Source organism: Bacillus sp. 22446, from assembly GCF_052044955.1.
Taxonomy (GTDB): domain Bacteria; phylum Bacillota; class Bacilli; order Bacillales; family Bacillaceae; genus Bacillus; species Bacillus altitudinis.
Genome location: NZ_JBQEOD010000003.1, coordinates 331,307 through 350,356 on the forward strand (window position 1 = coordinate 331,307; position 19,050 = coordinate 350,356).

The following is a 19,050-nucleotide window of genomic DNA, read 5'->3' on the forward strand; positions in this document are numbered from 1 at the left end:
ATGGATACGGGGGATATGTGTGCTCATTTGATGAACCGCATGTCATTCTGTATCGATACGCTTATTTTTGTACACCATTTTGCCTCCTATTCTGAGAATGGGAGGCTTTTTCATGTCTCCTGATACGAAAGGAGAGGGTTGGATGTTACTGAGAGCCCACCAATTAAAAGTATTTAGAAAGGATCGCTTGTTATTTGATATAGAGGAGCTGGCCATTCATCAAGGGGACCGAATCGGCCTTGTGGGAACGAATGGCAGTGGGAAAACGACATTGCTCCATGTACTGGCGGGTAGGGAAAAACCAGACAGCGGCACATTTGCACACACTACAACTTGTACGCTGCTTCCTCAACTAAAGACAGGAGATGGCAGACAAAGTGGCGGAGAGATGACTCAAGCTTATATTGAGAGAGCTTTAAGCCGGCCTTCTGCCCTTTTATTAGCCGATGAACCCACGACTCACTTAGATACGGAGCATATTGAGTGGCTAGAAGAAAAGCTTCGTTATCATCAAGGTGCTCTGATTGTCGTCTCGCATGACCGTGCTTTTTTAGATGCGTTATGTACAGACATTTGGGAATTGGAGGATGGGAAACTCAAACCATACAAAGGCAACTACAGCGATTTTGCCCGGGAAAAAGAACTCGAACATCGTCAGCAAGTGGAGGCGTACGAGGCGTATACCCAAAAGAAAAAACAGTTAGAACATGCCATGCAAAAGAAAATGAAAAAGGCCGACAAAGCGACAAAGCCATCTCCAAAGCTGAAATCCTCGGGGCCTAAAATTGCAAAGCCTTACTATGCAAACAAGCAAAAAAAGCTTCAAAAAACAGCCAAATCCATCGAAACAAGAATGGAGAAATTAGAAAAGGTGGAGAAGGTAAAGGAAGCCCAGCCTCTTCAAATGACGCAGCACACCATGAAGGAAGTGGCAAGCCGCACCATTTTTCGTGTCGAACATGTAGATGGCATGGCAGGAGATAAAGTCCTTTGGAAAAAGGCGAATGTAGAAGTGAGAGGCGGAGACAAAGTCGCGATCATTGGGAAGAATGGGAGCGGTAAAACGACATTTCTCCGAATGCTTGTAAACGGACATCCCGGGATTTTTCGTTCAGAAGCCGTGAAGATCGGTTATTTTAGCCAAGATCTTTCAGGACTGAATCTAGATGAATCGATCTTACAAAATGCACTGGAACAGGCGATTCAAGATGAGACTGTCGTTCGCACCGTTTTAGCGAGACTTGGGTTTCGGGGAGACGATGTGTACAAGCTGACGAACGTATTAAGCGGCGGGGAACGGGTGAAGACGATGCTTGCAAAGCTGCTCGTCAGTGATGCCAATGTTCTGATGCTTGATGAACCGACGAACTTTTTAGACCTTGCGGCAGTAGAAGCGCTTGAAGGACTTTTAAAAGATTACCCGGGCACAGTTGTGTTTGTCTCCCACGACAGGCGGCTCATTGAGCAGGTGGCTACTCGTATTCTTCATGTGCACGAGGGAACCATTGAACGCTTTGATGGCACCTATGAAGAATATAAACAAAAGGAAGAAAAGCCAGCTGCTACAAAGAAAGAAGAAGAGCTCCTGCTGATTGATATGCAGCTGTCTGAAGTGCTCAGTCGTTTAAGCATCGAGCCTTCTCGTGAGCTTGAAGAGACGTTTCAAGCATTGTTAAAAAGAAAGAAGTTGTTAGAGTCATAAAAAAAAGCCCCTGTGTTTACTGTACAGGGGTCTGTTCGTTTCGTTCTTTTTTCAATTGTTCAAGTTCGCTGACTGTGACAAGCTGGTAGCCTTGTTTGGTGAGTTCATGTATGATCTTCACTGCTGCTCGAGCAGAGCTGTCATAAATATCGTGCATGAGTACGGTTTTGCCATCTGCTACATGTGAGAGAACATGGTTTGTGATCTGCTGGCTGTTGCGAATTTTCCAGTCTTCAGGATCGACATCCCACAATGAAACGTTCATGCCAACCGCTTGATTGATGTCGGGATTTGTTCCTCCATATGGCGGTCTAAAGTGCGTAGGAGTATAACCGCTGGCCTTTTCAATCAGTTTCTGCGTGTCTTTTACTTGTTTGACCGCTTCTTTTAGAGGGAGTCTCGTTAATAAAGGATGATTATATGAATGGTTTCCGATCTCATTTCCGCCCTTTAAAATGTCGGCAAGCATTCCAGGATAATACTGAACCCTGCTTCCTAATACGAAAAAGGTGGCGTGTCCTTTATTTTCCTTCAGCGCTGCTAAAATGGTTGAAGTTGTGGCTGGGTTTGGACCGTCATCAAATGTGAGTGCGATGGCTTTTTTATTCGGATCAAGCTTTGGCTTTTGCGGCAGCTTGACGGCTTTTCTTTTTGGATTTGGTTCTTTGATTTCATTCTGATTTTTGGTCTTATTCATATATTCCGGCTTCAAGATATCTTTTAGTAGCGTCTTTTTGATCGCCAGCGTTTGCGGACCTAAGTCCTTTGCGGCTACTTGAGAAGCTGGGAAATAGAACTCTATATATTTCTCTTTTAAGGCGAATTGACTGAAGTTTTGATCAGTAGGGGCTGTTCCTTTTTGAAGGAGTGATAGATCCTTAGACAAGGTTTTATCTTTTTTAAGCTCCGTGTATGTAATATAGGATAATTTTTTCAAATAGTCCTTTTTTGGTTGAAATAAATCTTTTGTGTCAAGAAAGTCTTTTTTCTGAAAATCGAAATTGATTGTGACGTGATGAGTGGTTCCATTTTGCTGACCTGTATATGTGTAGGTCGTAAAATAAATGGCCGCAGATTGTTTTGCATAGTGCACCATGTCATAGTCAATATTCAGTTCAAACCGTTTGTTTTCATCAATGTCCTTTGCTTCACTAAATGTCTTTTTGAAATGTTCTAATGCTGAATTCGCATAGCTTTGAATCTTGTCATCTAGCTTTTTTTGATGAAAAAGTGGATAGTTCACCGCATATCTCATAAACTTCCCGTCATTTACAAGAGTGACAATTTCAACATTTTTATAATTCGTATCCTGCTTCACATTTTTCTTCTCTGTACCGCTTGCTTGCTGATTTTGAAAGAATGCAACTGCTCCAATGACGATGGCAAGCGCAAATAGGATGATACTCCATTTTCCCTTTACTGACACAACTTTCAATTCTCCTCTCATGACGGGTCATTCTTTATCCTTTTGACATCTGTTTGTAATATTTTTATAACAATTGACTTACTTTTGTAATTTTAGGGGATTTTCATGCGGAATGTCAACTATTTTCCTATTAAAATACTGTAATAATTGATAGGTCTTTCAGAACGAGAAAAAGCAGAAGGAAAGAATTCTCTTATTTGCCGTCTACCAATACCTTCAATAATTAAAAAATTGAGCCGTACATTGATTTTTCAGAGGCTGACGGCTATAATTTTGATGATTATGATTCTCATTTTCAAACTGACTTTTAATGAAGAAAAGGATGACACCGATTTTGCCGGATAAGCGAACATCTCAACAAAAACGATCATCACCTATTTTGTTCTTTTTATTGTTTTTTCTCGCTGTCATTGGTTTATTGGCGGCTATGTTTTTGGCTGTTTCCTACGGTGCAAAGTCATTGTCTTTGCAAACGGTCTGGACAGCTGTGTTTGACTATCAGTCTCATGTGACAGAGCAGCAGATCATTCATGAATTAAGGCTTCCTCGTGTGCTAGGAGCGGCGCTTGTTGGAGCGGCGTTTGCTGTGGCAGGTGCGCTGATGCAAGGCATTACAAGAAATCCGCTGGCAGATGCGGGGATATTAGGCATTAACGGCGGTGCGATGTTTGTAGTCGCTCTCTGTTTTGCTTTTTTTCCAGGAATGCCTTATTCGGCATTGATGTTATTTTCTTTTTTGGGTGCCGTTCTCAGTACACTGCTGATCTTTGCCATTGGGGCGGCTGGCGGCGTACTGACCCCACTTCGGCTCACTGTAGCTGGAGCTGTTGTTGCCGCATTGCTGCATGCGCTAAGCTCGGGTATCGCCATTTACTTTGATCTCAGTCAGGATCTGGCTTTTTGGTATGCAGGGGGTGTGGCAGGTGTCAAATGGCCGCAGCTGGTGATCCTTGCTCCAGTCATTCTCATTGTTATCGTTTGGGCGATGTTATTAGGACGATCCCTCTCGTTATTATCACTTGGTGAAGATGTAGCTGCGAATTTAGGGGTGAAAACCCGGCAAGTGCGAATACTAGGTATGGCTGCTGCGGTTCTGCTGGCAGGCGTGTCTGTATCGGCGGTTGGGTCTATTGGGTTTGTCGGGCTTGTCATTCCGCATATTGCACGAAAGTTGGTTGGGGTCAATTATCGTTTCGTCATTCCGATGTCAGCGATTTTAGGCGCAATGCTTCTCGTCTTCGCTGATCTTGCCAGCCGGACAGTAAATCCGCCAAGAGAGCTTGCCATTGGCGTCATGGTGGCACTTGTTGGTGTTCCTTTCTTCTTATATATTGCCAGAAAAGAAGGGAGGAACCTGTCATGAAAGAGAAACGGCGTGCTCTTGTCGTGACAGCCGTTTTGCTTTGTCTGAGTGCGGCTGTTGTGCTGTATAGTTTAAATACCGGCACGCTGAAACTCAGTCCTCTCGTTGTCGTCAAAACGTTATTTGGCCTTGGAGATTTCCAAAGTGAGACGGTGCTGTTTGATTATCGTCTGCCTCGAATCGTCGTGACGATACTAGCTGGAATAGGTCTAGGCATCGCAGGTGGCATTTTGCAGAGTTTATCCCGCAATCCACTGGCTGATCCTGGGATTATTGGTCTGAATGCAGGAGCCGCATTCGGCTTAATCATCTTTGTGACGTATTTTCACGTACTAGAAGGAAATCCATCTTTACTCATTCCGCTCTTTACGTTTGGTGGAGGCCTACTTGCGGCGGCAGTCATCGTTCTTCTTGCGTACGACAGGCATGAAGGGCTTGTGCCTATCCGGCTGATCCTTGTTGGAATTGCCGTAGCTGCGGGGTTTAGTGCATTGACGTTATATTTGTCATTGAAACTGGATGAAGATACATATACCTTCGCTTCAAGGTGGCTTGTGGGAAATGTATGGGGAAGAGACTGGATTCATGTACTTGCGCTCCTGCCTTGGATCGTATGTCTTGTCCCGCTTACGCTCATGCAGTCCAGCACACTCAATGCGTTAACGTTAGGTGATGCCGTCGCCTCAAGTGTCGGAGTACGTGTACAGCGCAAACGACTTTTTCTTCTCACCTTAGCTGTTGGTCTAGCGAGTGCAAGTGTATCGATGACAGGCGGAATTGGTTTTATTGGCCTTGTTGCACCTCATTTGGCGAGGCGTCTTGTCGGCTCACTGCACCAATATTTTTTACCAGTGAGCGCCTTGCTTGGATTGTTGATTTTGGTCAGTGCTGATACACTCGGACGTTCCATATTTGCCCCAAATGCCATCCCAGCGGGTGTGGTTGTGGCTTTTATCGGAGCACCTTATTTTCTCTATTTATTAACAAAAACAAAATAAGAAAGAGGAACTCATCATGAAAAAAGTACTTGTGTTTGGTTTAACGCTCTGTTTCTTGATTCTGGCCGCTTGTGGTCAACAGGAAACAAAGAAGACAACAAATCAAGATGAAAACGGAACACCTAAGATTGCATCCTTGTCGATTCATTTAACAAATGATTTATTAGCACTCGGGATAAAACCTGCTGGCTCTGTTGTAGGGGGAGACTTAAAAGATTTCCTTCCACATGCGAAGAAGCAGCTTAGCCAGACGAAAAAGCTGGGCATCGCAGCAGATCCTGATATGGAGTCATTGCTTGCTTTAAAACCAGATGTCATTTACGTCGATGAAGAACTGGCTGGACAAGACTTATCAAAATACAAGAAAATTGCCAAAACCGAAGTGTTTAATTTAAATGATGGCACATGGCGTGATCATTTGAAAAAAATCGGCAAGCTCGTCAATAAAGAAAAAGAAGCCGATCAATATATTAAGGACTACAATCAAGAAGCAAAAGAAGTCAAATCACTTATCCAGAAAAAGATTGCAAATGGAAAAGTGATGGCAATTCGTGTAACAGCAAAAGAGCTTCGAGTATTTAGTATGAAACGTCCGATGGGGCCAATTTTATACGATGATTTAGGACTGACACCTGTAGATGGTGTGAAAAAACTGGACAGCAAACGTCCATTTGAAGTCATTTCTCAAGAAGTGCTTCCTGACTTTGATGCAGATGCTATTTTTGTCGTCGTGAACCGTGATGATAAGGCGCAGCAGGCATTCAAACAGTTAGAGCAGACGCCAATTTGGAAAGGCCTAAAAGCCGTGAAGAAAAACCAAGTGTATCCGATTGCCGATCAGCCATGGTTAGATTATTCAGCTCTAGGCAACAAAATGGCAATGGATGAAGCAAAAAAGATGTTCTCTAAATAAACAGCACATAAATCAAGGCATCATTCCGCATCTAGGAATGATGTCTCTTTTTTTGATTCGTTCTTCTATTCATTCGCTTTTTGCATACATATGAGAGGGAACGAGCAGTATCGCCCGTATGAAAGGATAAGGGGAGGGGTTACATTGAAGGTTCAAAAAATTAGTGCAGGCACTATAGCGAGGCTTGTGCTGCTTTTATTGGCACTTGTGAACAGCGCTCTCACCGCTGCAGGGAAAAGCCCAATTCCAATTGATGAAGAAGGCGTGCAGCAATTCATTACGTTAGCCTTTCTTGGCAGCACATCACTATGGGCCTATTGGAAAAACAATGATATTACGAAAAAAGCACGAACCAAAAAAGAAGAATAATAGAAAACAGAGCCTTTTCATGCAAAAGGGCTCTCAGCATGTAGACAAACCCTCGCATTCGGTGTCAGTCCTGCGCGCTGGTGCTCGTCCTTCCTAGACTGCAAAGGTTTTCTATCACGCTGAAAAGAAGACAAAGGGCTAAAATAAGTTCATTTTAGCCCTTTGTCCATAAACTGAAAAGAGCCTTTTCATATAAAAAGGCTCTATTTCATCGAAGCGACAAGCGCCTCTCCCCGCAAATTGGTTTGATCTCAGTGGCTTACGCCCGGTGTTCTCCCATATTGGTAAGAAACGCTTTCACTTCCTCGATGGTTAAGCCAATGGCCTTTGCTTCACTCATGAGACGCTTCCATTCTGACATATTTGAGTCGGTCAGCTTTCTCTGATGGACATGTAACGTCTTTCCTTCCTGCTCCTTTCTGTAGGTTTGGAGCAGCTGATACAGTTCTTCTTTAGGCATGCCGGATTGGACGGCATGAACGATATGATCCCGCCACTCCTGTTCACCGCCCTCAGCGTAATGAAACATCATCGTTTCTGCATCAAACAGCTCTTGTAAATCAATGTCTAGTGATGAGGATACCTTTTTTAAAAACTGGACAGATGGATTACGATGGACACCACGCTCAATTTTACTCAAATACGATTTAGAGACATGGGCATCTTCAGCCAGCTGCTGGATTGAGTATCCTTTCCTCTTTCGGTAAATGCGTATCACCTTTCCTATCATTCGATATATGATCTCCCTTCTCCCCGGCGAATCGTTCTGCGACCTTTTCGTTCATTATAAGAAATAAATTGTTCTTTATAAAATTCAAAAACGTAAGAAACAGGAAGTAAACAAAAGAAAACGAACGATTTCGTTCTTTAAAAAGAACTATAAGACCTATTATGACATTTTTCTTTGCGGGTATTATCTTTTATAATCCAATCATTAACAAAAAGAAACCATATATAACCTTTTTATGATGAAATCGGGAGGTATCTATGAATGAGAATATAGGTTTTAAGCAGCTGTTTTCTGTCATAAAAGAGAAAATGGCCCTTCTGATCCTGATTGTCCTGATCGTAACGGGCATTTCAGCCTACTATCAGTTCTATGTCTCGACTCCTGTATATCAGGCAACCACTCAAATTCTTGTTCATAAACGAAGCAGTGATGCACAAGCGAATTTAAACGATATTCAGATGAACCTTCAATATACACGTACCTTTCAAGTCCTATTAAAAAGTCCAATCGTTATTGAAAAAGTAAAAGAAACACTCAATCTTACAGAATCGGCGGAAGGATTAAAACACAAAATTGCCACAAGTACAGAAAATGAGTCAGAGGTCATAAATATTTCTGTACAAGATGAGGACCGAGCGAAGGCAGTAGCCATTGCGAATACAGCCACAGAGGTGCTGCAAGAAGAAATCAAAAAAACCATGAATATGGATCGCATTAATGTTTTGTCTGAAGCCAAGCTGTCTAACACGATACTAATGAACTCACGTAAATTCGTTCACATCGTTCTGGCACTAGGCGCCTCTGTATTAGGGGGAATGACACTCATTTTCTTAATGAATTTACTCGATGATACGGTGAAACGAACACATCAAATAAGAGAAGAGATCGGATTGCCATCCCTCGGCAGTGTCTATCAGATGCAGGCAGACAGGAGGGCAAAAAAAGACAAGCAGTCCGTCATAACGGGAGGACAGAACATTGATTTTTAAGAGGAAAAAACGAGAAAAAAGAGATTTATCCTGTATTTCTGTATTAAATCCTCACTCTGTCATTGCGGAACAATTCCGAACGATCCGAACGAACATCGAATTCACGTCGATTCAAACGAGGCTGAAGTCGATATTGGTCACATCCTCCTTGCCGAAGGAAGGAAAATCATTTACGGCTGCAAATTTGGCAGCTGTTTTTGCACAGCAGAAAAAACGGGTTTTGCTCATGGATGCTGATTTACGTAAACCTGCCATTCATGAATATTTTGATCTAAGCCCGCACACCGGATTGACCAATGTGCTATTAAATAATTGCAGTTTGGAAGAAGCCATTTTACCTACACCAATTGAGCATTTAGAACTGCTTCCGAGTGGGACCATTCCGCCAAATCCCGCTGAGCTGCTTTCCTCCTCTTTGATGAAGCAGCTATTTTACGAGATTGAACAGCAGTATGACATGGTGATTGTTGATTCCACACCGCTTCTGCCTGTAGCCGATGCCAAAATATTAGCAAACCGGACGGATGGAAGCATTCTTGTGGTTTTAAGCGGTAAAACGAAGATTGCCGCTGTGAAGAAATCAAAAGAAGTATTAGAGGGTACGACAGGGAAACTGCTTGGGGCGATGCTAAATGGCAAGAAAGTGAAAAAGGGAAGGCACTATATGTATTAAAGAGATTAATAGGTGATGTCTCCTAATCTTTAACAACGGAGGCACTCGATCCTGCTGTGGGCATGACATATGCCTTAGATGCTCGTCATCGGTAGTGGGATGTGAGGACGGGTTTGATGCCCATTTTACGTAAGAATAATGATGTTTTAAAAAGGGGGAGGAGCGTTGACTTACGCCCAAAGATTATCAATCATCGTGGCACTAGATTCATATCTCATCTTAGTTGCCGTCTTTTTTGGCTTTCAATTTGTCCAAGAGGCGGCGTTAACCGTATATACATTTGAAATGCTCGTCATTTCTTCGCTCAGTCTACTGATCGGGCACCATTTGTTTTCGTATATTTTTCACGTGTACAAGCAAGTATGGGCCTATACAGGGGTTAGAGAGCTATTTTCTTTAATGAAGACCTTTGCGTGTTCATTTTTATTTTCCATGACGATGCTGTACATTTTTGTGCAGACATGGCCATTTCGCTTTTTATTTATTGTCTGGCTTTTCCATGTGTTATTCATCGGTGCATCACGAATGGCATCCAGGCTGTTTCATGATGGTGCCAAGCGGTTTCAAGTTGAAAAGGAGCGGGCACTAATCATTGGCGCTGGATCAGCCGGGACCATTATCGTTCGTCAGCTTCAGCAGTCGAGTGATGTACATATTGAGCCGGTCGCTTTCATTGATGATGACAAAACAAAGCATAAGCTTGAAATTATGGGGCTGCCTGTTCTTGGGGGAAAAGAACATATTCAAACGGCTGTTGCGATGATGGATATTCAAAAAATCATTATTGCTATTCCATCCAAAAGCAGTCACACATTAAAAGGACTATATAAGGAATGTGTAGCGACTGGAATCAAAACACAGATTATGCCGGAAATGGAACAGATTTTAAAAGGAACCCATGCGCTGAATCAATTGCGGGATGTACAGCCAGAGGATTTGCTTGGAAGAGAGCCGATTCAATTAGATACAAGCCGTCTATCCGTTCACCTAAAAGGAAAAACGATTATGGTGACAGGAGCTGGCGGGTCTATCGGGTCAGAAATCTGTCGTCAAATTTGTGTATTTTCCCCTCGGGCGATTGTGCTTGTGGGACATGGAGAATTTAGCATTCATTCTATTTTACTAGAGCTGAAAGAATTGTATGGAGACAGCATTAGCCTATATCCACAAATTGCGGATATTCAAGATAAACAAAAAATGAGTGAAATCGTTGGTCATTTTCAGCCGGATATGATTTATCATGCCGCTGCGCATAAACATGTCCCGCTCATGGAAATCAGCCCGAAAGAAGCGGTGAAAAACAATATTATCGGGACAAAAAATGTGGCAGAAGCTGCACATGAGCACGGAGTTGAAACATTTGTCCTCATCTCATCTGACAAAGCGGTCAACCCTGCCAATGTGATGGGAGCGACAAAGCGGTTTGCTGAAATGGTGATTATGCAAATGGGGGCAAGCAGTGAAACGAAATTTGTCGCCGTCCGGTTTGGGAATGTACTCGGAAGCAGGGGGAGCGTCATTCCGATCTTTAAAAAACAAATTGAAAAAGGCGGGCCAGTGACTGTCACGCACCCAGCCATGACAAGATATTTTATGACGATACCAGAAGCATCAAGGCTTGTTATTCAAGCTGGTGCACTAGCAGAAGGAAGGCAGATTTTTGTTTTAGACATGGGGGAGCCAGTCAAAATTGTCGACCTCGCAGAAAACCTCATTCACCTCTCAGGCTACACCACAGACCAGATTCCAATCACATTTACGGGGATTCGTCCCGGAGAGAAAATGTACGAGGAGTTACTCAACCAACATGAAAAAGCACAGGAGCAAATTTTCCCGAAAATCCATATCGGGCATGCCTTGGATGGTGATCCGTATGTGCTGAACCGCTTTATTCACGAATTTAATATGATGAGTGACGATCAATTAAGACAGGCCTTGTTTGCCGCCATTGAGTCGCATGATGTATTGCCTGAACCGATGCAACGAGAGGAGGAGCCACTTGCTAATGAAGAAAAAAGTCTTGTTTTGCGCAACGGTTGATTATCATTTTAAGGCATTCCACCTCCCGTATTTCAGATGGTTTCAGGAACAAGGATGGGAAGTGCATACAGCGGCAAATGGCCAGCTGGAGCTACCGTATGTGGATCAAGCGCATTCCATTCCGATTCAGCGTTCCCCTTTTCATTTGCACAACCGGCTTGCTTATGTGGAGCTGAAAAAGCTGTTAGAAAAAGAGCATTATCAGTTCATCCATTGTCACACACCGATGGGGAGTGTCATTGGCAGGTTAGCGGCTAAAGGGACGCGCAAAAAAGGGACGAAAGTTCTTTACACAGCGCATGGGTTTCACTTTTGGAAGGGGGCACCGCTTCAAAATTGGCTGCTTTATTATCCAGTTGAGAGATGGCTCGTTCAATATACAGATGCACTCATCACCATTAATGGAGAAGACTATGAAAGAGCCGATCGTCTGTCAAAAGAGAAGGCGGCTGTGCATTATGTCCCCGGTATGGGTGTCGATATGAAGCGATTTGCACCAGTTGATGACAAAGAAAAAGACCGCCTTCGTAAAGCATATGGTTTTACCACGCAAGATTTTATCGTGCTGTGTGCTGGTGAATTAAATGACAATAAAAATCAAGGAATGCTCATCAAAGCTTGCGCGCAGGTGTATCGGAATATACCACATGTGAAAATAGTATTTGCTGGAGAAGGGACAAGTCGGTCGTCCTATGAAAAGCTGGTCTGTCAGCTGAATCTTGAGGAACATGTACAGTTTGCGGGATTTTGCAAACACATCGAAGATTGGATGCATCTGAGCGATGTCTGTGTATCAACCAGCTTGAGAGAAGGACTTGGGATGAATCTTCTTGAAGCGATGTCTGCTGAAAAGCCGGTGATTGCAACAGAAAATAGAGGGCATTGTGAGCTCGTCAAACATGGAGTGAACGGCTTTTTAGTCAAACCGCATGATGTGAATGGTTTAGCCGTTTATTTACAGCAGCTCTATCATAAAAAGGACCAGCTTCACCTAATGGGGAAAGCGGGACGTTCTATGGCTCACGCATTTGCACAGGAGCAGACGGTAAGTGCGATGGAGGAAATTTACACAACGTATATGGATCAAAAAGAGAAGGTGATGTGAGCATGCGTCAGCCGAAAGTATCGATTATCATGGGTGTTTACAATTGCCAAGAGACAGTAGAAGAAAGCATTGAATCGATTCTCCGTCAAACCTATGAAAACTGGGAGCTCATCATATGTGATGATGCATCAACAGATGGCACCTATGAAAAAGTGCTGCACTATACCATACGTGATCCCGATAGAATTCGCCTCATCCGAAACGAACACAATCAAAGACTTGCCGCCAGTTTAAATCGTTGTCTCACTGAAGCGAATGGAGAACTGATTGCAAGACAGGATGGCGACGATATATCAGTGTCTACACGATTAGAAAAACAGGTTCATTTCCTTGAAGCACATCCAGAATATGATGTGGTTGGTACGGCGATGACGGTGTTTGATGAGTCAGGGGCGAAGGGCGTTCGAGCCCTTGTCTCAGAGCCTGATCGAAGGGTGCTAGCAAGAGGAACGCCTTTTTGTCATGGGACGATTATGATGAGAGCGTCTGCCTACAAGGCTTTAAATGGCTATCGTTCTGTAAAAACAACCAGACGGATGGAAGATATCGATCTTTGGATTCGTTTTTTTGCTGCGGGGAGAAAAGGCTTTAATCTGCAAGAGCCCTTATACCTTGTAAGGGAGGATGAAGCGGCCTTTCAGCGCCGGAAATTCCGATATTCAATGGATAATGCTTGGCTTGTGTTAAAAGCATGCAAGCAATTAAAATTGTCGCCGTTTGATTATCTCTTTGCGCTTAAGCCGGTCATCCGTGCCTGTATGTCACCAAAGATCATGAGGTTTTATCATCAGCGGAAACTTGGAGGATCTATGGTGAAAAGGAGGACGATTCGGGATGAGTGAGCCAAAGCGTGTACTTCATGTTGTGGGCGGAATGAACAGAGGCGGAGCAGAAACGATGATCATGAATATCTATCGTGCAATCGACCGGAATGTTCTTCAATTTGATTTCATTACCCACCGGGAGGATGTCTGTGATTACGATGAGGAAATTCGTCAGCTTGGCGGGCGGATTTTTTATGTCCCAAGTATTGGAGCATCCTCTCCATGGACGTTTGTCAAAACGTTGACGAAGACGATCAAGCAAACGGGACCTTATCAGGCGGTGCATGCACATACAGATTTTCAAACGGGCTTTTCTGCCCTTGCTGCGAAACTGGCAGGTGTGAAGATACGCATTTGCCATTCACATAATACGGCTTGGAAACAGTCTCCTAGCCGGGTTGATCATTTGATGCTCAAAGGGTTTCGTCAGCTGATCTTTGCCTTTTCTACGCAGCTTGTTGCATGCGGTGAAGATGCCGGTGTCTTTTTATTTGGGCAAAAAAGAATGCACGATGGACGAGTGGACATTTTGCCAAATGGGATTGATTTGGACCTTTTTTTTCAGTTGGAGCCAGAAGCGAAGGTGAAGATGAAAAAAGACCTCCATCTTCATGAGAGAAAACTGATCATTGGGCATATTGGCCGATTTCATGAGCAGAAAAATCATGTTTTTTTCATCGAGTTAGCGCAGACACTGAAAAAACAAGGGGTCTCCTTTCAGCTAGTTCTCATAGGAGATGGGCCGCTCCGGCCAGTGGTTGAATCATATGCAGAGAAAGCAGGATTAATGGAAGACATTGTGTTTACGGGCGTTGTCTCAGAGGTTCCGCAGTATATGAAAGCATTTGATGTGTTTGTGATGCCGTCTTTGTTTGAAGGTCTTCCTCTCGTATTAGTGGAAGCGCAGGCATCTGGACTCCCATGTGTGATTTCAGATCATATCACAAAGGAAGTCGATTTAGGCTGTGGGCTTGTGAAACGGAAATCCTTGCAAGATTCAGCACATGAGTGGATGAAAGCCATACTAGAAGCCTACCATGCAGACCCTCCTCTTCAGGAGACGATTATTTCTCAGCTTGGCCTTAGAGGATTTGATGTAAAACAGAACATCACCCGTGTGATGAATGTGTATGGATTGTAAGGAAGGATTGGCAGATGGCGGTTTATTTGGTGAACATGATCATGGTCTATTTATGGTCGAGCTTTGCTGCATTTTATGGCAGACGTGATGATACCATACAAAGCGGCTGGCGGCCGAACAAGCTTCTGGTGTTTTTTCCATTTTTATTTCTTTGTATTGTGGCGGGCATACGTTACAAAGTAGGAACTGATTTCGTCACCTATGGACAAATGTATGAGTTCTCCGTCACCTATGACAAGCCTTGGCATATTTTCGGATTCGGTGTAGACAAGGCCGCCACTGATCCGGGCTTTACATTGATCTTATGGATGCTCAATCAACTATCACATGAGCCGCAAATCATGTATATCACAGTTGGGATCATCACCTATTTTTTTATTATCAAAACACTTGTGCGATATGGACGGCCATTTGAGCTTAGTATGCTACTATTTCTCGGCACATTTCATTATTACGCTTCGTTTAATGGCATGCGGCAGTATATGGTGGCAGCGATTCTTTTTTATGCCATCCAGTTTGTCATCAAAGGTCAGTGGAAATGGTATTTTCCGCTCGTGCTTGTATGCGCGCTATTTCATTCCTCGGCACTCATTATGATTCCAGTCTATTTCATCGTCAGAACAAAGGCATGGTCTTGGATGATGCTTGTGTTATGCATGATTTTTCTAGGCTTAACCGCTCTGTATGACCGCTTTGTCTCCGTGTTTGTGGTGATGCTGCAAGGGAGTTCTTATGGTCACTACGAGGAGTGGCTGACAACGAATACGAATGGAATGAATGTGACGAAAATTGGTGTCTTGATTTTACCGTTATTGCTTGCGTTCTTTTGTCGAAAACGACTTCGTGAGCTGACGCCAGAGAGTGATTATATTGTGAATTTTTGCTTGCTTGGATTTTTGTTTGGCATCCTTGCAACGAAGGATGTCATTTATGCAAGATTTCATATTTACTTTGGTCTGTATCAGCTCATTTTACTACCTTATTTCACACGGATTTTTGATCAGCGAACCAATTTCTTTATGTATATCGGAATTGCGGTTTGCTATATTTTGTACAGCATCATGCTGATGCCGTTTGATTCTTCTGTTTTACCGTACCGAACAATTTTTACAAAGTAGATTTGAAGAAAGGTGGGGCTTGCTGTCATGCCAGCTATCAGTCTATTGGTCGCAGTCTATAACACTAGTCAATATGTGGAGCAGTGTCTTCAATCGATTGCAGACCAAAGCTTTTCAGATATAGAGGTCATCCTCATTAACGATGGATCTACCGATCACAGTGGAGACATCCTTGAAGCGTTTGCTGCGCGTGATGAGCGATTTCGGGTGATTCAACAAACCAATCAAGGGCTGGGAGCGGTGAGGAACAGGGGCATAGAAGAAGCAACAGGAACGTATCTTGCCTTTGTTGATTCAGACGATGTTCTCGCTCCTCAATACTGTGAGGCTTTATATCAAGAAGCCGAAAATACCGGTGCCGATCTTGTTGTCAGTGAATATTGGATTCAGTTTGAACAGTCAAAACGGATCATACCGACGACGCTGTTAGCTCAGCAGGAAGCCGATAAGACAAGTTTAATAGAATCATTATTACATGGTGAGATCACGGGATTCTCATGGAATAAGCTGTATCGGCGGGCATTTATCGAAAAGCATCATATCCGTTTTCCGTTGAGAGGTGAGCTTGAGAATATTGAAGATCAATATGTCACGCTGCGCTGTTTTTCTTTATCACGTGTCATTGCCTTTGTTCATGAGCCGCTTTATTATTACCGGGTTCATTTGTCATCCATTGTCCAGCGATATCAAAAGCAGTATTTTCAGCATGGACTGGCGTTTTATGACGCGCAGCGTTTGTTTTTAAAAGAGCATGATGAGCTGACACCATATGAGAAGGCTTTTTGTTTTTTTATCGTGAATCATACGCTGCATTGTATGCTCAATGAATGGAAGAGCCAAAATTCCCTGTCCTTTCAAAAAAAGCTTGGTCATATGCGTGAAATGGTGACACATGAAGCTTTTCGGAAGGCTGTGAAACAAGTGGAACCATCGAAGCTGACTGTGCGAAAGCGAATGATCTTATTCCTTGCTAGGCTGCAGTGGGTGTATCCGCTCTCTGCCGCAGCTTCAAGCTATCAAAAATGGATTGAATATCAAACGAGAAAATCGGGGTGATGAGTGTGACATTGCAGCAATTAAAAGCACATGCCGCAGAGTGGCTGCTCTTAAAGGTCAAGTATCCACTTCAATATAGGTTGAGCCGCCAAAGACTGCCAGAGCTGCGTCATCAGAAGAAAATCATTCTCACGCTGCTGCCGGCACATGACAACTTAGGTGATCACGCGATTGCCTATGCCAGCTACTGCTTTTTACAAAAGCACTTTCCAGACTATCAAATCATAGAAGTAGACATGCAGGAGATGTATCGTCTAGCACGTCCACTGAAGCACGCACGGCACCCAGAGGACATTGTCTGTATCATCGGTGGGGGCAACATGGGCGATTTATATCGATATGAAGAATGGACAAGACAATTTATCATGAACGCCTTTAAGTCCTATCCCGTCATTCAGCTGCCCGCTACTGCTCATTTTACAGAAACAAAGAGAGGGAAAAGAGAAGAACGCCGCGCCATTCAAGCATATCAACAACACCCGAGGCTTCTCTTGATGGCAAGAGATCAAACCACCTATCAATGGATGAAGCAGCATTTTCCTAATAAAGAGGTGTGGAAACAGCCTGATATGGTCCTGACATTAGACGAAACATCGAAGAGTCAAACCCGTAAAGGTGTGCTGCTTTGTCTGCGTGAGGATAAGGAGGCATATCTCACGAAAGAGAAACGAGAACAACTGCAGGAGCATATCAAAGAAACGTATGATCAAGTTGGTTTTATCACAACAACCATTGGGAAGCGAGTGAATCGAACGACTCGTTTAGAGGAATTATCCACGTTATGGACGCAGTTAAGACAGGCACAAGTCGTCGTGACAGATCGACTGCATGGCATGATCTTTTGTGCGATCACACATACACCGTGTGTTGTCATCAGGTCGTTTGATCATAAAGTCATGGAAGGATATGAATGGGTAGCGCACTTGCCATTTATGACCCTTTTGAAGGAACCAACGGAGGAAGCGGTGAAAAAGGCCATTCATCAGCATATGAAAACAAGCGGACAAAAGGAAGAGGAAGTTGGATGAAGGCCCTTAAACACTGCGTGAAATCACCATGAACCGTGCGTTTCTTTACAATGTCAGTGCAAATGTGATGACGTTTATCTTGATGATGCTGATGTCTGTTTGTTTAACGCCTTACATTGTTCATACACTTGGAGTGGAAGCGTTTGGTCTGATTCATCTGACGCAAAATATGATCAATTATTTATCGGTCATTACGGCTTCATTAAGTGCTGTGGTGGTGCGTTTTTTTTCTGTTGCCGCTCATAAAGGAGAGATGGAACAAGCGCAGCGCTATCTCGCTTCCTATTTTGTCAGTTCTCTCTTTTTATCCATCTGTCTTTTTTTACTTTGTCTATTCATGTCTCAGCAGCTGGTTGATTGGCTCCATGTGCCTGCTCATCTTGCAAAAGATACACAGATCGCCTTTGTGTTAGGGGGTCTTTTATTTATGCTCAATTTCGTCATGTCTGGTATTGGGGCGGCACCATTTTATGCGAACAAATTATATGTATCGAGTGTTGGACAGGCCATTCAGATGTTTGGCAGGGCGCTTGTGATTGTTCTGTTATTTACCGTGACAACACCAGCCATTTGGCATATTCCGCTTGCAGCCGTTATAGGGAGTCTCGCCGCTTTGGGAATGGGTCTCTATTATTTTAAGAAACTCATTCCTTGGTTTTCGTTTAAGTGGCGGTACGTTTCTTTATCTTCAAGTCTCACGCTGGTTCGATCAGGGGTGTGGCATTCATTTGAACAAATGGGCATTTTGTTGTTTTTACAAATCGATTTATTGATGACCAACTTACTGATTGGGGCAGAAGCGACTGGACAGTATGCCGCCATTTTACAATTTCCATTATTATTGCGCACCCTTGCAGGGACACTTGCGGTTGTGTTTGCGCCAACGATCACAAAATTATATTCAAATCAAGACGAGCAGGGGCTCATTCAATACGCTGCCAAAGCCATGAAATGGAGTGGTTTATTTGTGGCATTCCCCGCGGCTCTGTTAGGAGGTCTTGCCGGTCCGCTCATGCTGTTATGGCTTGGACCAGCCTTTGAGGAGCTGAAATGGCTGCTGATGATTCATGCGGCTTATTTGTGTTTCACGTTGATGTTTTTACCGCTGACCTATGTACCGACTGCCTTTAACCGATTTAAAGTGCCGGCGGTTGTGACACTCATATTAGGCGGTTCCAATGTCCTGTTCGCCTATGGACTGACTCACCTACTTCAGCTCGGGTTATATGGCATTGCATCAGCAGGAGCCGTTGTTTTATTGATGAAAAATATCGTCTTTCTCCCATTGTATACAGCCAAGATCACGAAACAGAAAAGTACCATCTTTTATAAACATACAGTCGTTCCGCTGTTTGGGGCTCTGTTCATATGGGGGATCTGTGCCGGCATTCAGGCTGTGTATGATGTGACGAGATGGTGGGAGCTATTTTGTATTGGCGGAATATGTTTCGTTCTCTACTTAGGCTATTTGTATCAATTTGCAGGAACAAAACAAGAGCGGATACAGCTCATGCGTAAGGTGAAACAAGCTGTTATTGAACGAGCTGTCTCCCGCTAGTGTGGAAAGGAGAAGCA

The 19,050-nt window shown here is 43.5% G+C and carries 17 protein-coding genes; 15 read left to right on the top strand and 2 right to left on the bottom strand.

Going from position 1 to position 19,050, the window contains the following annotated elements; all coding sequences use genetic code 11:
• Nucleotides 1–142 precede the first annotated feature (142 nt).
• Entirely contained in the window at nt 143–1,702 is a 1,560-nt protein-coding gene (abc-f, locus tag ACTJJD_RS08960) for a ribosomal protection-like ABC-F family protein (protein ID WP_440608313.1), read from the top strand.
• Between the two features lie 16 nt (nt 1,703–1,718).
• Here the strand turns inward: abc-f and ACTJJD_RS08965 are convergent, their stop codons facing one another.
• A complete protein-coding gene (locus ACTJJD_RS08965; RefSeq protein ID WP_440600083.1) occupies nt 1,719–3,128 on the bottom strand; it encodes a polysaccharide deacetylase family protein in 1,410 nt (469 codons plus the stop codon).
• A 427-nt stretch (nt 3,129–3,555) separates the two neighbouring features.
• On the opposite strand from ACTJJD_RS08965, the gene ACTJJD_RS08970 reads away from it, so the two are divergent.
• The 4 genes from ACTJJD_RS08970 (at nt 3,556) to ACTJJD_RS08985 (ending at nt 6,771) form a co-directional block, all read left to right on the top strand.
• Nucleotides 3,556–4,491 carry a FecCD family ABC transporter permease gene (locus ACTJJD_RS08970; protein WP_440608344.1) on the top strand — a complete coding sequence of 312 codons (936 nt, stop codon included), beginning with the start codon at nt 3,556–3,558 and terminating at the stop codon, nt 4,489–4,491.
• Nucleotides 4,488–5,489, top strand: a complete 1,002-nt coding sequence (locus ACTJJD_RS08975; protein WP_440608314.1) for a FecCD family ABC transporter permease — start codon at nt 4,488–4,490, stop codon at nt 5,487–5,489. Before ACTJJD_RS08970 ends, ACTJJD_RS08975 begins: the two co-directional genes overlap by 4 nt.
• A gap of 16 nt (nt 5,490–5,505) precedes the next feature.
• Complete coding sequence (locus ACTJJD_RS08980) at nt 5,506–6,402, top strand: iron-hydroxamate ABC transporter substrate-binding protein (protein ID WP_440608315.1); 897 nt, start codon at nt 5,506–5,508, stop codon at nt 6,400–6,402.
• Between the two features lie 144 nt (nt 6,403–6,546).
• Nucleotides 6,547–6,771 (top strand): phage holin, encoded by a 225-nt coding sequence (locus ACTJJD_RS08985; protein ID WP_440608316.1) that lies wholly within the window; start codon nt 6,547–6,549, stop codon nt 6,769–6,771.
• A 259-nt stretch (nt 6,772–7,030) separates the two neighbouring features.
• Here ACTJJD_RS08985 and slrR read toward each other — a convergent pair whose 3' ends face one another.
• Complete coding sequence (gene slrR / locus ACTJJD_RS08990; RefSeq protein ID WP_045034019.1) at nt 7,031–7,501, bottom strand: HTH-type transcriptional regulator SlrR; 471 nt, start codon at nt 7,499–7,501, stop codon at nt 7,031–7,033.
• Nucleotides 7,502–7,758: 257 nt separating this feature from the next.
• Between slrR and ACTJJD_RS08995 the strand changes: the two genes are divergently transcribed.
• The 10 genes from ACTJJD_RS08995 to ACTJJD_RS09040 all read left to right on the top strand — a co-directional run bounded on the left by ACTJJD_RS08995 (nt 7,759) and on the right by ACTJJD_RS09040 (nt 19,033).
• Nucleotides 7,759–8,490: a YveK family protein gene (locus tag ACTJJD_RS08995; RefSeq protein ID WP_024719858.1), complete on the top strand. Its 732-nt coding sequence runs from the start codon at nt 7,759–7,761 to the stop codon at nt 8,488–8,490.
• Nucleotides 8,480–9,163, top strand: a complete 684-nt coding sequence (locus ACTJJD_RS09000) for a CpsD/CapB family tyrosine-protein kinase (RefSeq protein ID WP_048001965.1) — start codon at nt 8,480–8,482, stop codon at nt 9,161–9,163. The genes ACTJJD_RS08995 and ACTJJD_RS09000 overlap by 11 nt, the downstream gene beginning before the upstream one ends.
• A 165-nt stretch (nt 9,164–9,328) precedes the next feature.
• Complete coding sequence (locus tag ACTJJD_RS09005) at nt 9,329–11,203, top strand: polysaccharide biosynthesis protein (RefSeq protein WP_024719856.1); 1,875 nt, start codon at nt 9,329–9,331, stop codon at nt 11,201–11,203.
• Nucleotides 11,169–12,308, top strand: coding sequence for a glycosyltransferase family 4 protein (locus ACTJJD_RS09010; RefSeq protein ID WP_047945663.1), 1,140 nt, complete (start codon nt 11,169–11,171; stop codon nt 12,306–12,308). The genes ACTJJD_RS09005 and ACTJJD_RS09010 overlap by 35 nt, the downstream gene beginning before the upstream one ends.
• Nucleotides 12,309–12,310: 2 nt before the next feature.
• Nucleotides 12,311–13,150, top strand: coding sequence for a glycosyltransferase family 2 protein (locus ACTJJD_RS09015; protein WP_429586669.1), 840 nt, complete (start codon nt 12,311–12,313; stop codon nt 13,148–13,150).
• The gene (locus tag ACTJJD_RS09020) at nt 13,143–14,273 is read left to right on the top strand and encodes a glycosyltransferase family 1 protein (RefSeq protein ID WP_440600086.1); all 1,131 of its coding nucleotides are present in this window, start codon (nt 13,143–13,145) and stop codon (nt 14,271–14,273) included. Before ACTJJD_RS09015 ends, ACTJJD_RS09020 begins: the two co-directional genes overlap by 8 nt.
• Before the next feature lie 14 nt (nt 14,274–14,287).
• Nucleotides 14,288–15,391 carry an EpsG family protein gene (locus tag ACTJJD_RS09025; protein WP_440608317.1) on the top strand — a complete coding sequence of 368 codons (1,104 nt, stop codon included), beginning with the start codon at nt 14,288–14,290 and terminating at the stop codon, nt 15,389–15,391.
• Between the two features lie 27 nt (nt 15,392–15,418).
• Nucleotides 15,419–16,447: a glycosyltransferase family 2 protein gene (locus tag ACTJJD_RS09030; RefSeq protein WP_440608318.1), complete on the top strand. Its 1,029-nt coding sequence runs from the start codon at nt 15,419–15,421 to the stop codon at nt 16,445–16,447.
• On the top strand, nt 16,447–17,475 hold the full coding sequence (locus ACTJJD_RS09035) for a polysaccharide pyruvyl transferase family protein (protein WP_440608319.1): 1,029 nt from the start codon (nt 16,447–16,449) through the stop codon (nt 17,473–17,475). Before ACTJJD_RS09030 ends, ACTJJD_RS09035 begins: the two co-directional genes overlap by 1 nt.
• A gap of 28 nt (nt 17,476–17,503) precedes the next feature.
• Nucleotides 17,504–19,033, top strand: a complete 1,530-nt coding sequence (locus tag ACTJJD_RS09040; protein ID WP_440608320.1) for an MATE family efflux transporter — start codon at nt 17,504–17,506, stop codon at nt 19,031–19,033.
• The last annotated feature ends 17 nt before the right edge of the window (nt 19,034–19,050 follow it).

Coding starts and splice junctions, on each gene's coding strand:
- abc-f (WP_440608313.1), top strand. CDS start 143: ATGTTACTGAGAGCCCACCAATTAAAAGTATTTAGAAAGGATCGCTTG.
- ACTJJD_RS08970 (WP_440608344.1), top strand. CDS start 3,556: ATGTTTTTGGCTGTTTCCTACGGTGCAAAGTCATTGTCTTTGCAAACG.
- ACTJJD_RS08975 (WP_440608314.1), top strand. CDS start 4,488: ATGAAAGAGAAACGGCGTGCTCTTGTCGTGACAGCCGTTTTGCTTTGT.
- ACTJJD_RS08980 (WP_440608315.1), top strand. CDS start 5,506: ATGAAAAAAGTACTTGTGTTTGGTTTAACGCTCTGTTTCTTGATTCTG.
- slrR (WP_045034019.1), bottom strand. CDS start 7,501: ATGATAGGAAAGGTGATACGCATTTACCGAAAGAGGAAAGGATACTCA.
- ACTJJD_RS08995 (WP_024719858.1), top strand. CDS start 7,759: ATGAATGAGAATATAGGTTTTAAGCAGCTGTTTTCTGTCATAAAAGAG.
- ACTJJD_RS09010 (WP_047945663.1), top strand. CDS start 11,169: ATGAAGAAAAAAGTCTTGTTTTGCGCAACGGTTGATTATCATTTTAAG.
- ACTJJD_RS09015 (WP_429586669.1), top strand. CDS start 12,311: ATGCGTCAGCCGAAAGTATCGATTATCATGGGTGTTTACAATTGCCAA.
- ACTJJD_RS09020 (WP_440600086.1), top strand. CDS start 13,143: ATGAGTGAGCCAAAGCGTGTACTTCATGTTGTGGGCGGAATGAACAGA.
- ACTJJD_RS09025 (WP_440608317.1), top strand. CDS start 14,288: ATGGCGGTTTATTTGGTGAACATGATCATGGTCTATTTATGGTCGAGC.
- ACTJJD_RS09030 (WP_440608318.1), top strand. CDS start 15,419: ATGCCAGCTATCAGTCTATTGGTCGCAGTCTATAACACTAGTCAATAT.
- ACTJJD_RS09035 (WP_440608319.1), top strand. CDS start 16,447: ATGAGTGTGACATTGCAGCAATTAAAAGCACATGCCGCAGAGTGGCTG.
- ACTJJD_RS09040 (WP_440608320.1), top strand. CDS start 17,504: ATGAACCGTGCGTTTCTTTACAATGTCAGTGCAAATGTGATGACGTTT.